The sequence below is a fragment of the Streptococcus sp. CF7_Ac1-12 genome (assembly GCF_024295905.1).
Taxonomy (GTDB): domain Bacteria; phylum Bacillota; class Bacilli; order Lactobacillales; family Streptococcaceae; genus Streptococcus; species Streptococcus mitis_AP.
The window spans coordinates 135,078-150,611 of record NZ_JANCPG010000003.1 but is presented as its reverse complement, the minus strand read 5'-3'; the positions used below and the strand labels follow the sequence as shown (position 1 = coordinate 150,611).

General features: G+C 40.2%; 14 protein-coding genes, 1 tRNA gene and 1 riboswitch. Of the genes, 10 read left to right on the top strand and 5 right to left on the bottom strand.

Annotated elements, in window-relative coordinates:
• Positions 1-139 precede the first annotated feature (139 nt).
• A complete protein-coding gene (locus NMM17_RS02790) occupies positions 140-3,880 on the top strand; it encodes a pneumococcal-type histidine triad protein (protein WP_254753793.1) in 3,741 nt (1,246 codons plus the stop codon).
• A gap of 35 nt (positions 3,881-3,915) precedes the next feature.
• Here the strand turns inward: NMM17_RS02790 and pepT are convergent, their stop codons facing one another.
• Entirely contained in the window at positions 3,916-5,139 is a 1,224-nt protein-coding gene (gene pepT / locus NMM17_RS02785) for a peptidase T (protein ID WP_049515286.1), read from the bottom strand.
• 153 nt (positions 5,140-5,292) lie between these two features.
• On the opposite strand from pepT, the gene hemH reads away from it, so the two are divergent.
• On the top strand, positions 5,293-6,387 hold the full coding sequence (gene hemH / locus NMM17_RS02780; protein WP_254753792.1) for a ferrochelatase: 1,095 nt from the start codon (positions 5,293-5,295) through the stop codon (positions 6,385-6,387).
• A gap of 41 nt (positions 6,388-6,428) precedes the next feature.
• On the opposite strand, the gene mscL is transcribed toward hemH, so the two are convergent.
• On the bottom strand, positions 6,429-6,806 hold the full coding sequence (gene mscL, locus NMM17_RS02775; RefSeq protein ID WP_033687014.1) for a large conductance mechanosensitive channel protein MscL: 378 nt from the start codon (positions 6,804-6,806) through the stop codon (positions 6,429-6,431).
• Positions 6,807-6,891: 85 nt separating this feature from the next.
• Entirely contained in the window at positions 6,892-7,323 is a 432-nt protein-coding gene (locus tag NMM17_RS02770) for a GtrA family protein (protein ID WP_045597103.1), read from the bottom strand.
• A 28-nt stretch (positions 7,324-7,351) separates the two neighbouring features.
• Positions 7,352-7,448, top strand: a riboswitch (PreQ1 riboswitch).
• Between NMM17_RS02770 and NMM17_RS02765 the strand changes: the two genes are divergently transcribed.
• From NMM17_RS02765 to dapA, 4 genes are all read left to right on the top strand, one after another.
• Entirely contained in the window at positions 7,446-7,955 is a 510-nt protein-coding gene (locus tag NMM17_RS02765) for a QueT transporter family protein (RefSeq protein ID WP_049500058.1), read from the top strand. (Overlaps the previous riboswitch by 3 nt.)
• A gap of 99 nt (positions 7,956-8,054) precedes the next feature.
• Positions 8,055-8,127: transfer RNA gene (locus NMM17_RS02760), tRNA-Thr, on the top strand.
• A 387-nt stretch (positions 8,128-8,514) separates the two neighbouring features.
• Positions 8,515-9,591, top strand: coding sequence for an aspartate-semialdehyde dehydrogenase (locus NMM17_RS02755; RefSeq protein WP_254753791.1), 1,077 nt, complete (start codon positions 8,515-8,517; stop codon positions 9,589-9,591).
• 56 nt (positions 9,592-9,647) lie between these two features.
• Complete coding sequence (dapA, locus tag NMM17_RS02750; protein ID WP_254753790.1) at positions 9,648-10,583, top strand: 4-hydroxy-tetrahydrodipicolinate synthase; 936 nt, start codon at positions 9,648-9,650, stop codon at positions 10,581-10,583.
• Positions 10,584-10,628: 45 nt separating this feature from the next.
• Here dapA and mnmE read toward each other — a convergent pair whose 3' ends face one another.
• Positions 10,629-12,002 (bottom strand): tRNA uridine-5-carboxymethylaminomethyl(34) synthesis GTPase MnmE, encoded by a 1,374-nt coding sequence (mnmE, locus tag NMM17_RS02745; RefSeq protein WP_254753789.1) that lies wholly within the window; start codon positions 12,000-12,002, stop codon positions 10,629-10,631.
• 137 nt (positions 12,003-12,139) lie between these two features.
• Complete coding sequence (locus tag NMM17_RS02740; protein ID WP_001117401.1) at positions 12,140-12,322, bottom strand: 4-oxalocrotonate tautomerase; 183 nt, start codon at positions 12,320-12,322, stop codon at positions 12,140-12,142.
• 123 nt (positions 12,323-12,445) lie between these two features.
• Between NMM17_RS02740 and NMM17_RS02735 the strand changes: the two genes are divergently transcribed.
• Genes NMM17_RS02735 through NMM17_RS02720 form a run of 4 tightly spaced genes read left to right on the top strand, consistent with a single transcriptional unit; the run spans position 12,446 to position 15,534 of the window.
• On the top strand, positions 12,446-13,036 hold the full coding sequence (locus tag NMM17_RS02735; protein WP_000068129.1) for a thymidine kinase: 591 nt from the start codon (positions 12,446-12,448) through the stop codon (positions 13,034-13,036).
• On the top strand, positions 13,033-14,112 hold the full coding sequence (prfA, locus tag NMM17_RS02730) for a peptide chain release factor 1 (protein WP_001028815.1): 1,080 nt from the start codon (positions 13,033-13,035) through the stop codon (positions 14,110-14,112). Before NMM17_RS02735 ends, prfA begins: the two co-directional genes overlap by 4 nt.
• Positions 14,112-14,990 (top strand): peptide chain release factor N(5)-glutamine methyltransferase, encoded by an 879-nt coding sequence (gene prmC / locus NMM17_RS02725; RefSeq protein ID WP_254753788.1) that lies wholly within the window; start codon positions 14,112-14,114, stop codon positions 14,988-14,990. Before prfA ends, prmC begins: the two co-directional genes overlap by 1 nt.
• Positions 14,932-15,534 carry an L-threonylcarbamoyladenylate synthase gene (locus tag NMM17_RS02720; RefSeq protein ID WP_254753787.1) on the top strand — a complete coding sequence of 201 codons (603 nt, stop codon included), beginning with the start codon at positions 14,932-14,934 and terminating at the stop codon, positions 15,532-15,534. Before prmC ends, NMM17_RS02720 begins: the two co-directional genes overlap by 59 nt.

The following is a 15,534-nucleotide window of genomic DNA, read 5'->3' as shown; positions in this document are numbered from 1 at the left end:
AAAATCTTGACAGATAGACTTAAAAAAGGTAAACTATTTACTGGTTAATTAATTGGTTAAATAACCAGTTTAGGAAAAACTGTTTAACCGAGAAAAGAAGTTAAGAAAAAGCTTCATCATTTATTGAAATGAGGGATTTATGAAATTCAGTAAAAAATATATAGTAGCTGGATCAGCTGTTATCGTGTCTTTGAGTCTATGTGCTTATGCATTAAATCAGCATCGTTCGCAGGAAAATAAGGACAATAATCGGGTCTCTTATGTGGATGGTAGTCAGTCAAGTCAGAAAACTGAAAATCTGACACCAGACCAGGTTAGCCAAAAAGAAGGAATTCAGGCTGAGCAAATTGTTATCAAGATCACAGATCAGGGCTATGTGACTTCACACGGTGACCACTATCATTACTATAATGGAAAAGTTCCTTATGATGCCCTCTTTAGTGAAGAACTCTTGATGAAAGATCCAAACTACCAACTTAAAGACGCTGATATTGTCAATGAAGTTAAAGGTGGTTATATCATCAAGGTTGATGGTAAATATTATGTTTATCTGAAAGATGTAGCTCATGCTGATAATGTTCGAACCAAGGATGAAATCAACCGTCAAAAACAAGAACACGTCAAAGATAATGAGAAGGTCAGCTCAGATGTTGTTGTAGCAAGATCACAGGGACGCTATACGACAGATGATGGTTATGTCTTTAACCCAGCTGATATTATCGAAGATACGGGTGATGCTTATATTGTTCCTCACGGTGGTCACTATCATTATATTCCCAAAAGTGATTTATCTGCTAGTGAATTAGCAGCAGCCAAAGCTCATCTAGCGGGCAAAAATACGCAACCGAGTCAGTTAAGCTATTCTTCAACAGCTAGTGACAATAATACTCAATCTACAGTACAAGGATCAACTAGCAAGCCAGAAAGCAAAGTTGAAAATCTCCAAAGTCTATTGAAAGAACTCTATGATTCACCTAGCGATCAACGTTACAGTGAATCAGATGGCCTGGTCTTTGACCCTGCTAAGATTGTCAGTCGTACACCGAATGGAGTTGCGATTCCGCACGGCGACCATTATCACTTTATTCCTTACAGCAAACTCTCTCCTTTAGAAGAAAAGATTGCCAAATTGGTGCCTATCGGTGGAACTGGTTCTACGGTCTCTACAAATGAAAAACCTCATGAAGTAGTGTCTAGTCTAGGAAGTCTTTCAAGTAGTCCATCTACTTTGAATCATGGTTCATTGGCTGCGAATAAAGCTATCTCTGCAACATCTGATGGCTATATCTTTAATCCTAAAGATATCGTTGAAGAAACAGCTACAGCTTATATCGTCAGACATGGTGACCATTTCCATTACATTCCGAAATCGAACCCAATTGGGCAGCCGACTCTTCCAAATAATGGTCTGACCACACCTTCGCCATCTCTTCCAGCCAATCCTAGTGTTTCACATGAGGAACATGAAGAAGGTGGACACGGCTTTGATGCCAATCGGATTATTGCTGAAGATAGTTCAGGATTTATCATGAGTCACGGTGACCACAATCATTACTTCTTCAAGAAGGACTTGACAGCAGAGCAAATTAAGGCTGCTCAGGAACACTTGAAAGGTGCAAATACAGCAACATCAAATCCAGCTCATGATGACGATCACGACGAAGATCATGATCACGGTTTTGATGCTAATCGTATTATTGCGGAAGATGAATCAGGATTTATCATGAGTCACGGTGACCACAATCATTACTTCTTCAAGAAGGATTTGACTGCTGATCAAATCAAGGCAGCGCAAGACCACTTGAAAGGTGCAAATACAGCAACACCAAATCCAGCTCATGATGACGATCACGATGAAGATCATCATGGACACCATCATGATGAAGACCATGATCACGGTTTTGATGCTAATCGTGTCATCAGTGAGGATGAGCAAGGTTTTGTCATGAGTCATGGTGATCACAATCATTACTTTTTCAAGAAAGACTTGACAGCAGACCAAATTAAGGCTGCACAAGACCATTTGAAAACACATCATGATGCAGAGCCTGTAAAACCTCTTGCTAAAACGGTAGAGTCTTTCTCAAGAGATGCTAGCGATGAAGAAAAGATTGCTTATATTTCGAAGACATACGGCGTTCCACTTGAAGCGATTAGAATTTCAAACGGATTCTTTGTTTTTGGAAATCCAGACCAAGCCTACGATCCAACTCATATCCACCCATATGCTGTTCGTAAGGAACATGTTCGTTTGCCACTCCAAACTGGCAATCCAGAACTTGATTTCCTAAACGAACTCTACACGACTGCTTTGAGAGATGGCGTGTCTCCGTATAGCTTACAGGTAGAAAATGGTAGTTTTGTGATTCCTCATGGCGACCACAATCACTACATCAAGGTTCAAACTAAGGGATATGAAGTGGCTTTGAAAAACAAGATTCCAGCCCTACAATCCAATTATCAACCTGGAGCTTTTGATGAGAAGGCAGTCTTGGAAAAAGTGGATCAACTTCTAGCTGATAGCAGAAGTATCTACAAAGACAAGCCTATCGAACAAAGACAGATTGAGTTAGCTTTAGGTCAGTTTACTGAAAACATGAAGAAACTGGCAACTAACTCTACAGCAGGTTATCTTGCAACCCTTGATCTCTTTGATAAGCAATATATCCATATTGATGAAAGTGTTAAACCTACTGAAACAAGTGCTTTAGATAAGAAATATCAAGCCTTGATTGATAAAATCAATACACTGGATACAGACTCTTATGGACTTCCTAAGAAAGACCTTCTTGTTCGACTTCAAGAAGCTAAATTGGCAAAAGATGAGGCTGCTTTAGCAGCGGTTGAATCACAACTTCAAGCTCTTCAAGATTTTAATGATCGAACAGGTGTTACAACTGTAGAATACATCAAGTATTTCTACGAACACGTAAATGACGGTCGTTTAAATGATGAACTTCGAAACAAAGTGGCTCAGTTGACTTGGACCTTGTATCAATCTCAATCTTTCCTTAAGGCAGCAGAATTGAACAGACTATTCCCAAGCATCTATCAGGCAAAACAAGAAGTGGAAGAAGCTTTGAAAGCTCAACCAACTACTGCTAAATCGACTCAGACAATTCTAGATACTGAAAAAGTTGATAACCAAACTGCCAAGACAGCTATTTATGGCTTCTTGAAAGAATTGTACGGAGACTTTATGCCTGAAGAACATGTCAATCATGTTAGCAAGGAAGAAGTAGAAAGCCTCTTGAGCAAGGCAAATCAACTCTTAGAACAAATCCAAGAAGAAGGAATCAGACAATCCTTGGCAGAAGAAGTAGAAAATCTCAAAGCTGCCACAAACAAGGCTGATGCGGACTTGGATGAAGTAAACAGTCAGGTAAAAGATGTCTTGACTCGTATCGCTAGCGCCCTTCAACAAGAAAAGGAAAATGCTGAGCAAGACCCTCAGACACTAGTACTCTATCAAAAACTCTACGATATTCTCATGTCGCTTCACTCTTATTTAGAAAACAACAAGGGTTCTGATGCGGACTTTGATAAGGTAGATGCTTTACTAGATCAACTTTCTGCTAAGAGTAAAGATAAAGCTGCTTTACTTGAATTGACAAAAGCTATTCTAGTCTTGAATCAAGAAATCAAGTCAAAATCAAGCGCAAGTGAAGAAGCAACTCCAGCGACAAATGCCGAGTCAAATGGTGAGAACACAAGTTCCGAAACTGAAACATCAGTGGCTGCAGAATCTAACAGTGAAACTGCAAGGGACGAAAACAAACCAAGCAATACAACAGATTCTAAACCTGCTGAACCAGCTTCAGAAAAGGAAACAACAGAATCTACAACAAGTACTGGAAATCAAGAAAAACCAGCAGAATAAAAAGAAAGGCGAAGTAGCTAAGCTACCTCGTCTTTTTAGTCTTCATAAGCTACGATACCAATGATGGTATCAACTGCACGTTCCATAGTCTGAAGGCTGACGTATTCAAAACGTCCATGCATATTTTCTCCTCCCGCAAAGATATTAGGAGTTGGGATTCCCATAAAGGAAATCTTAGAGCCGTCTGTCCCTCCACGAATTGGTTCGATAATAGGAGTAATACCCAAATCTTCCATAACGGCTTTGGCAATGGTAATTGGAGTCATATCTTTCTCAATGACTTCTTTCATATTGTAGTACTGGTCTGTCAAGTTTAGGGTGACACGGTCGCTACCAAGTTCTTGATTCATCTTATCAGCGATAGACTGCATTGCTGCTTTACGCGCTTCAAAGGCATCTTTTTCAAAATCACGAATGATGTAGCTTGCACGTGCCTCTTCGACACTACCTATCACATCCATTAGGTGGTAGAAGCCTTGGTAACCTTCTGTTAACTCGGGTCGGTCATTCTCTGGAAGTTGATTATGAAAATCAATTGCTAGCTGAAGGGCATTGACCATCTGCCCTTTGGCAGTACCAGGGTGGACATTGCGTCCTTGGAAATGCAATTCAGCACCAGCGGCTGAGAAGGTCTCGTACTGAAGTTCTCCGAGAGGTCCGCCATCTACAGTATAGGCAAAATCTACATCGAAATCTTCTGCATCAAATTTATTGGCACCAACACCGATTTCTTCATCTGGACCAAAACCAACACGAATCTCACAGTGCTTGATTTCAGGATGGGCAGTCAGATATTCAATAGCAGTCATAATTTCAGCAATCCCTGACTTGTCATCAGCACCTAGTAAGGTTGTTCCATCGGTTGTGATGAGCGTTTGTCCTGGATATTTCTCTAGACTCTTAAAGTCAGCTGGATCGAGTTTGAAACCAGAATTTCCAAGTTCAATCACACCACCATCGTAGTTTTCAATTACCTGTGGCTTGACTCCTTCGGCTTTAAAATCAGCAGTATCCATGTGGGAGATGAAGCCAATCTTACGTGTTAAAGATGGATCATTGGCTGGCAAGGTTCCAATTGCAAAACCATTTGCTAGATAATAAACATTTTGTAATCCAACACGTTTCATTTCAGGGATCAGGACATTGGTTGCGAAGTCAACCTGACTCTGTGTACTTGGAGTAGTAGTAGAGTGTTCATCAGAGCGCGTGTTGACCTTAACGTAGGTTAGGAATCGGTCCAAGAGATTGGGATAAGTCATAAAAAACTCCTTTTGAATTCATTTTTTCCATTGTATCATAGAAAAGAGAGAAAAACAAAAGACTGAAGTTAGGGAAATTCACTATGTTGGCGTTTACTTATTAACGAATTAATGATAAAATAAACTTGATAAAAATATCACAAGGAAGCGATTATGAAAAAAGCAATTTTAATGATGACTTTCGGTTCGCCAGAAGAGATTACCTTTGAAGGTGTGGCTGATTTTTTCACAAATATTCGTCGTGGAGTGAGACCTCAAGACCACGAGATTCAAACTCTCTATGATAATTATGTACTAATTGGAGGGACGCCTCTGCAAAAAATTACTCGAGAAGAGGTTGCCTTGGTAGAAGGCAGGCTGGGGAATGAGTATAGTGTTTATTTTGCTAATAAGTTTTCTAGACCCTTTATTCCAGATGTGATTGGTCAGATGGAAGCAGACGGCATTGAACAGTGTATTTGCTTGATTTTGGAGCCTCATTATTCTTTCTACTCTGTCATGGGCTATGAAAAATTTTTAGAAAGCAAACAAATTAAATTTTTAGTCATTAAGGACTGGTATCAAGAAGAAGCGCTCTTAAACTATTGGGCAGATGAAATTGCTAAGATTTTAAAAGAAGAAGTAAAGCAGGATAGCTTTAAAGTCATCTTTTCAGCCCACAGTGTCCCCATTTTTGCCTTGGATTTTGGTGACCCTTATATCGACCAAATTTTCGAAAATAGCAAGCTAGTCGCTGAAAAACTAGGTTTGAGTTCTGATCAATTTACAAATACCTGGCAAAGCGAGAGTGATATTGGGATTCCATGGATTAAGCCAGATGTTTTGGAATATCTCAAAGAACAGACAGAACATCCTGATCATTATATTTTTGTACCAATCAGCTTTATCAGTGAGCACATTGAAGTCTTGTTTGATAATGATGTGGAATGTTATGACTTGTGTCAGGAATTGGGGGTGAACTATCATCGTCCACCAATGCCAAATACAGATTCTCGTTTGATTGATGCCTTGGTTAATGCAGTCAGAGCTAATGAGGACAAAGAATTTAAGGAATTTCTCCCAGAAGAAGAAACCTTTGATGAGTTAGTTCCTTCGGATGAAACTAAAAATATCTTGGCCGAATCTCAAGATTTACAAATGCCGGAATTTGTGAAAAAACTGATTGAGAAAAAAGGTCGGGAAAATGTTAAGATGCCTTATCTTATTAAGAAAATGCTTGAAAAAGCAGGTAAGTTACCAAAAGAGTAAAGAAAAAAGGATTTAGCTTTGTGCTAGATCCTTTTAATTGATTATTTTTTCTCAAGAAGGGCTTTGATTTCTTGAAGTACTTCCAACTCAGTTGGACCAGCTGGAGCTTCCTCAGCAGCTTCTTTCTTAGTAAGACTTTGAGCTTTTTCAATACCTTTGATTACAAAGAAGAGAACAGTACCGATAACTAGGAAGTTGATAACAGCGCTCAAGAATTTACCATATGTAACACCATTCCAAGCAAGCTCAGCAATGTTTTGTACTTTCGCAGCTTCCAAGGCTGGATTCAAAATAAGTGGAGTGATGATATCGTTAACAAGTGATGTAACGATTGCACCAAAAGCAGTGGCAATGATCACACCGACAGCAAGGTCAACAACATTACCACGAAGCAAGAATGCTTTAAGATCTTTTAACATTTTCATAATTTCCTTTCAAAAAATTTTTACACTTAATTATATATTAATTAAGAAATTCTTGCAAGCTATATGTTTAAAATTTTTCTTATTTTTTAAAAATAAATACCTTACTAAAAATGTAATTGAGGATAATTATTGAGAATTGTGCAATAACTGTTTCAACACTATTAACCTTATTAATATTATAATTTACAAATTGCCCGATAATATTAGGAAACTGAGTTACAAAGAGAAAAGTTAAAAACAAGTCTAAAAGAAAAGTAGAAAGACGTGCCAGAGTAAATTTCACTAAACGGTTTGGCCAATTCTGCCTATCTTGTTTAAATACGATTGTATCATTTGTAATAAATGCAAACAGGATACCGATACTATTTGCTAGTCCAGTAGCAAGGAGTTCTCTATGAGTTAGTTGATAAATGACTAATCTAGATAGAATGGAAACAAGAGTAGTAGCTATACCAAAAAAAAGATAGGCTAAGAGCTCATTCACGAAGAGACTTTGAATGCGTTTTTTCATGCTTTTAGTATAGCATAAAGCAGGCTATTGTGCTATACTAGTAAGGTTGATTCAAGCAACCCTTGGTGCTTAGCTTCTTTCACCAAGCATATTATACGCGGGAAACCGCCAAAGGAGAAAAAATGAAAAAATTAACTATTCGTGATGTTGCAGATATTGCAATCGTTGCTGCTATCTATGTCGTTTTGACTGTTACACCACCCCTAAATGCCATCAGCTATGGTGCTTATCAGTTTCGTATTTCAGAAATGATGAACTTTATGGCTTTTTACAATCCTAAGTACATCATCGCAGTTACTATCGGTTGTATGATTGCTAATTTCTTTAGCTTCGGACCGCTAGATGTCTTTGTTGGTGGTGGATCAACCTTAGTATTCCTCAGTCTAGGTGTTTGGCTTTTTGCAAAATACAGCAAGGATTATCTTTTTAACGGTTTGATTCGAAAAGATCATTTCTTCTTCTCAATCCTCTTTTCAATTTCTATGTTTACTATCGCTGCCGAGTTGAATATCGTAGCGCAATTACCATTTTTCCTTACTTGGTTTACAACAGGGATTGGTGAATTTGCCTCATTGATTATTGGAGCGATTATTATCGGTAAAATTGGTCGTCGAATCGATTTAAGCAAATAGAATTAGATAAGCTAGGTAGCTCTTACCTGGCTTTTTCTTATGGAAAATTTCTAGGGAAACTTGACAAGATTTTCTAACTATAGTATACTTTTTAAGTAAGCTGATTTAGCTCAGTTGGCAGAGCGCATCCATGGTAAGGATGAGGTCGCCGGTTCAATCCCGGCAATTAGCATATAATAGACATAAAAGCTCTTGATTTACAAGGGTTTTTGTTATGTCTGCATCAAAGGTTTCAAAGATATTTCTATTCAGCTGTGTAAATGAAACTAAAGAGTTTCGTCTGTTGACAAAAGTCATTCTCTTTAGTAGAATAGAAGATGCGATGAGTCGATAGGTAGTCTTCGGACTACTATTGAGCATAAGGAGGTCATAACGCAGGAGCGGACCTTGATGAGTTGTGTGAACCTGCTCATCACATGAAGATGCCTCTTAGTCCCTGGTCTAGCGACTGGGGATTTTTATTTTCCAAAAAATGATGAAAAAGCTTTGCAATTCATGGAAAAAGTAGTATAATACATCTATTATAGAAATTTTTAGAAAATTCCGAAAGAGGTTATTTATGGGATATACAGTTGCTGTAGTCGGCGCGACAGGTGCTGTCGGAGCTCAGATGATAAAAATGTTGGAAGAATCAACACTTCCAATCGATAAAATTCGTTACCTTGCTTCTGCACGTTCAGCAGGCAAGACTTTGAAATTTAAAGGTCAAGATATTACGATTGAAGAAACGACTGAAACAGCTTTTGAAGGAGTTGATATTGCTCTCTTTTCAGCAGGTGGTTCTACATCAGCTAAATATGCACCATACGCAGTTAAAGCTGGAGCGGTAGTAGTAGATAATACGTCTTACTTCCGTCAAAATCCAGATGTTCCTTTGGTTGTTCCAGAGGTCAATGCTCATGCACTTGATGCCCACAACGGTATCATTGCCTGCCCTAACTGTTCAACAATCCAAATGATGGTGGCTCTTGAGCCAGTTCGCCAAAAATGGGGCTTGGACCGTATCATTGTTTCAACTTACCAAGCCGTTTCAGGTGCTGGTATGGGAGCAATTCTTGAGACACAACGTGAACTTCGTGAAGTCTTGAATGATGGTGTAACCCCACGTGATTTGCATGCCGAAATCTTGCCTTCAGGTGGTGACAAGAAACACTATCCTATCGCCTTCAACGCTCTTCCACAAATCGATGTTTTCACTGACAATGATTACACTTACGAAGAGATGAAAATGACCAAGGAAACTAAGAAAATCATGGAAGATGACAGCATTGCAGTATCTGCAACATGTGTCCGTATTCCTGTTTTGTCAGCCCACTCTGAGTCAGTTTATATCGAAACAAAAGAAGTGGCTCCAATTGAAGAAGTGAAAGCAGCTATCGCAGCCTTCCCAGGTGCTGTTCTTGAAGACGATGTAGCTCATCAAATCTATCCTCAAGCCATCAATGCAGTGGGTTCACGTGATACCTTTGTTGGTCGTATCCGTAAAGACTTGGATGCCGAAAAAGGAATTCACATGTGGGTTGTTTCAGATAACCTTCTCAAAGGTGCTGCTTGGAACTCAGTTCAGATTGCAGAAACTCTTCATGAACGTGGATTGGTTCGTCCAACAGCTGAATTGAAATTTGAATTAAAATAGTCATATCGTTTAGGAGTTCATATGAACTCCTTCTTTGAAATAGAGAGGTGTTTCTCATGTCTTATCAAGATTTAAAAGAGTGTAAAATCATCACAGCCTTCATTACCCCTTTCCACGAGGATGGTTCTATCAACTTTGATGCCATTCCAGCCATGATTGAACATTTGTTGGCCCATCATACGGATGGAATTCTTCTTGCAGGGACGACAGCTGAGAGTCCAACTTTGACTCACGATGAGGAATTGGAGCTATTTGCAGCTGTACAGAAGATTGTCAATGGACGCGTTCCTTTGATTGCGGGTGTAGGTACCAATGATACGCGTGACTCTATCGAGTTTGTAAAAGAAGTAGCAGAATTTGGTGGTTTTGCAGCTGGGCTTGCTATCGTACCTTACTATAACAAACCTTCTCAGGAAGGCATGTATCAGCACTTTAAGGCCATTGCAGATGCTTCTGACTTGCCAATTATTATCTATAACATTCCTGGGCGTGTGGTTGTTGAACTAACTCCAGAAACCATGCTTCGTTTGGCTGATCATCCAAATATTATCGGTGTCAAAGAATGTACTAGCTTGGCTAATATGGCTTACTTGATTGAGCACAGACCAGAAGAGTTCTTAGTGTATACTGGTGAAGATGGCGATGCTTTCCATGCTATGAACCTTGGTGCGGACGGGGTTATTTCTGTTGCCTCTCATACAAATGGGGATGAAATGCACGAGATGTTTACTGCCATTGCAGAAAGCGATATGAAGACAGCTGCAGCTATTCAGCGCAAGTTCATTCCTAAGGTTAATGCCCTCTTCTCTTATCCAAGTCCTGCTCCTGTCAAGGCCGTTCTCAACTATATGGGATTTGAAGCTGGTCCAACTCGTCTACCTCTTGTTCCAGCACCAGAAGAAGATGCCAAACGCATTATCAAGGTTGTCGTTGATGGTGACTACGAAGCAACTAAGGCAACTGTAACAGGTGTCCTAAGACCAGATTATTAATGAAGACAATAAAATCCATGACCGCAACAACGATCATGGATTTTCCTATTTTCCTAAACAGAATTGGCTAAAGAGTTGGGTGATGAGTTCATCAGGAGCAGCATCTCCAGTGATTTCTCCGAGGATTTCCCAAGTTCGAGTCAAGTCAACTTGAAGCAAGTCAACTGGCATACCTAGTTCAAGACCTTCATTAACAGCTTGTAGGCTTTCAACGGCCTTTTCAATCAAGGAAATATGACGGGCATTTGACAAGTAGGTAGCGTCTTGCTCTACCAAACCAGCATTTTCAAAGAAGAGATTGTTAATACGCTCTTCGATCTTATCAATATTTTGGTTTTTTAGGACTGAAATACGAATAACGTCTTCAGGAAGTTCTGAAGTTTCAATCGTTTCTGGCAGGTCGGTTTTATTAAGTAGAATAATGCGGTTTGTATCTTGGCTAATTTCAAGAAGTTGTCTGTCTTGAGCAGTCAGTGGTTCACTGGCATTAAGCACTAGTAGAACTAGGTCAGCTTCCTTGAGGGCTTTTTTTGAACGCTCAACTCCGATTTGTTCCACGATGTCATCCGTTTCACGAATACCAGCTGTGTCAATCAATTTTAGTGGAACACCGTTGATATTGACGTATTCTTCAATGACATCACGTGTCGTACCAGCAATATCTGTGACGATAGCCTTGTCCTCACGCAAGAGGTTGTTGAGAAGGCTTGATTTCCCAACGTTGGGGCGTCCGATGATAGCTGTTGAAATTCCCTCACGGAGGATTTTGCCGCGACGGGCTGTCCTAAGGAGATTAGTTAGCAATTGCTCAAACTCCATAGTCTTCTCACGGACAACAGCAGTAGTGGCTTCCTCAACATCGTCGTACTCAGGATAATCAATATTGACCTCGACTTGGGCAAGTGTATTGAGGATTTCTTGACGTGTATTATTGATAAGATCAGAAAGGGAACCATCTAATTGTTTGACTGCAATATTCATGGCCTTGTCAGTCTTAGCACGGATGATATCCATCACTGCTTCAGCCTGTGTCAAGTCTACACGACCGTTTAGAAAGGCACGTTTGGTAAATTCACCAGGTTCTGCCAATCGAGCTCCTTCACGGATAGCTAACTGGAGAATCTCATTGGTCACCGCAATCCCACCGTGGGTGTTAATCTCGATAATATCCTCACGAGTAAAGGTTTTTGGAGACTTCATGGCTCCAACCATGACTTCGTCCATGACTTTACTAGTCAGAGGATCAACAATGTGACCGTAGTTGAGAGTGTGGCTGGCAACCTTGTTCAAGTCTTTTCCTTTAAAAATCTTTTGCGCAATAGCAAAACTTTCTGTTCCGCTCAGGCGGACAATACCAATAGCCCCTTCACCTAGTGGAGTAGATATGGCAGCGATGGTATCAAATTCACGTGTAATCATAATGTTTCCTTTAATTAATAGCTCTTTTCTTGGAAATTTTCCCAAGTATCCTTTCAAATTGTAACAAATTTGAACTATTTCTTCAATGGATGTTACTTGGAGATTGAAAAAGCCTAAGCAATTCTGCTTAAGCTAGCTTATTTGGTGCGCATTTCCCCTTGTGGGAAGTAGGTTCCTTCTGGCATGTCATTGATGATGACATGGACAGCAGATTGAGGTGCTCCAGTGTTACGGACAACAGCTTCCGTTACTTCCTTAGCAAGAGCTTTCTTTTGCTCGAGCGTGCGTCCTTCAAATAAATCGATGCGTACAAATGGCATAATGGCTTCCTCCACTAGTTTTTGATTTCTTCTATTTTACCACATTTTGCCGTTTAAAGCTTAAGAAAATTATGATATACTAGAATGTAGCAAAAATTTAGAAATGGACGTGAAGCAAGAAACATGGCACAGTTGTACTATCGTTATGGGACCATGAACTCTGGTAAGACAATCGAGATTCTTAAAGTAGCCTATAACTATGAGGAGCAAGGAAAAGGTGTTGTGATTATGACCTCAGCTCTTGATACGCGTGACGGTGTTGGCTATGTGTCGAGTCGAATCGGTATGAAACGCCCTGCCATTGCGATTGAGGAAACAACTGATATCTTCGGTTATATCCGAGATTTACCAGAAAAACCTTACTGTGTGTTGGTTGATGAAGCCCAGTTTCTCAAGCGTCATCATGTTTATGACCTAGCTCGTGTTGTTGATGAGTTAGATATACCCGTCATGGCTTTTGGTTTGAAGAATGACTTTCGCAATGAGTTGTTCGAAGGTTCAAAATACCTCTTGCTCTTAGCAGACAAGATTGAAGAAATCAAGACCATCTGTCAGTACTGTAAGAAAAAGGCGACTATGGTGTTGCGAACTCAAGATGGTGTGCCAGTCTATGATGGCGAACAAATTCAGATCGGTGGAAATGAAACCTATATCTCAGTTTGCCGTAAACATTATTTTGCCCCTGAAATCAATAAGGAGAATGAAGAAAAATGAACATCTATGATCAACTACAAGCTGTAGAAGACCGTTATGAAGAATTAGGAGAGTTGCTCAGTGACCCAGATGTGGTTTCGGACACCAAGCGTTTCATGGAGCTTTCAAAAGAAGAGGCTTCTACTCGTGATACGGTAACTGCCTACCGTGAGTACAAACAAGTCCTTCAAAACATCGTTGATGCAGAAGAGATGATTAAAGAATCTGGCGGGGATGCGGACTTGGAAGAAATGGCCAAGCAAGAACTAAAAGATGCTAAGGCTGAAAAAGAAGAATACGAAGAAAAACTAAAAATCTTGCTCCTTCCTAAAGATCCAAACGATGACAAGAATATCATCCTTGAAATCCGTGGCGCCGCTGGTGGAGACGAAGCAGCACTTTTCGCTGGAGATTTGCTAACCATGTACCAAAAGTATGCTGAAGCTCAGGGATGGCGCTTTGAAGTTATGGAAGCTTCTATGAACGGTGTCGGTGGTTTCAAAGAAGTCGTTGCCATGGTTTCAGGTCAATCTGTTTACTCTAAACTCAAGTACGAATCAGGTGCCCACCGTGTGCAACGTGTTCCTGTGACAGAAAGCCAAGGTCGTGTCCATACATCAACTGCCACAGTTCTTGTCATGCCTGAAGTCGAAGAAGTAGAATACGATATTGATCCAAAAGACCTTCGTGTTGACATCTACCACGCATCAGGTGCTGGTGGACAGAACGTCAACAAGGTTGCGACTGCTGTTCGTATCGTTCACTTGCCAACCAATATCAAGGTTGAAATGCAGGAAGAACGTACCCAGCAGAAAAACCGTGAGAAGGCAATGAAAATCATCCGTGCGCGTGTGGCTGACCACTTTGCTCAGATTGCCCAAGATGAACAAGACGCTGAGCGTAAGTCGACAATCGGTACTGGAGATCGTTCAGAACGTATACGCACTTATAACTTCCCACAAAACCGTGTCACAGATCACCGTATCGGCTTAACCCTCCAAAAACTAGACACAATTTTATCTGGTAAATTGGATGAAGTTGTGGATGCTTTGGTGCTCTATGACCAAACACAAAAATTAGAAGAATTAAACAAATAATGAAATTAGCTCAATTATTTTCAGATTTTGAAGAAGAGTTGATAAGACAAGGAGAGGAAGCTGAAAGCCTCTCTTTTGTCTATCGTAGCCTGAAAAACCTCACTTTTACAGACTTTGTTTTTGCCCTTCAGCAAGAGGTAAACGAGGAAGAAAAACAATTTGTAGAAGAAATTTTCCAGCAGTTAGCAGCTCATAAGTCAGCCCAGTATATCATTGGTCATGCAGATTTCTTTGGAATGCAGTTAAAAGTTGATGAGCGGGTTTTGATTCCTCGTCCAGAGACAGAGGAGTTGGTGGAGCTTATCCTGGCTGAAAATCATGAAGAAAATCTTAAGGTCCTAGATATTGGGACTGGAAGTGGAGCCATTGCCCTTGCATTAGCAAAAGCTAGACCAGATTGGTCAGTGACAGCAGCAGATATTTCCCAAGATGCTTTAGATGTAGCTAATGAAAATGCTAAAAATCAAAATCTTCAAATATTTTTAAAAAAATCTGACTGTTTTACAGAAATTTCTGAAAAATATGATATAATTGTTTCCAATCCACCCTATATCTCTCGTGAAGATGAGTCAGAGGTCGGCTTGAATGTCTTGCATTCGGAGCCTCATCTAGCTCTCTTTGCAGACGAGGATGGCCTAGCTATTTACCGTAGAATTGCGGAAGATGCAAAAGACTATCTCAAAGATGGTGGTAAGATTTACCTTGAAATTGGATACAAGCAAGGTCAAAGTGTTCCTGAACTTTTTAGGAAACATCTTCCTGAAAAAAAAGTTCGTACACTTAAGGACCAGTTTGGTCAAGATAGGATGGTTGTTGTTGATGATGGACAGGATTATACAAGAATTGGAAAATGGCGGAGCTGTCGTTCTGCCTACTGAGACAGTTTACGGTCTTTTTGCCAAGGCTCTAGACGAAAAAGCAGTTGAACATGTATACCAACTTAAACGTCGTCCTAGAGATAAGGCGCTCAATCTAAATATCGCCTCTCTAGAGGACATATTGCACTTTTCAAAGAATCAGCCAGCTTGTCTACCCAAACTTGTCGAGATCTTTTTACCAGGTCCCTTGACCATTATTCTCGAAGCCAATGACAGAGTTCCCTATTGGGTCAATTCTGGCCTTGCAACTGTTGGATTTCGGATGCCCAGTCACCCCATTACACTGGATTTGATTCGAGAGACAGGTCCCTTGATTGGGCCGTCTGCCAATATCTCAGGTCAGGCAAGTGGAGTGACCTTTGATAAAATTCTAGAGGATTTTGACCAAGAGGTTCTGGGTCTGGGAGACGATGCTTTTCTAACTGGACAGGATTCAACTATTTTGGATCTGTCTGGAGACAAGGTGAAAATCTTGCGCCAAGGGGCGATTAAGCGAGAAGATATTCTTGCACGGTTGCCAGAGATTTCTTTTGAGGAGGAATGA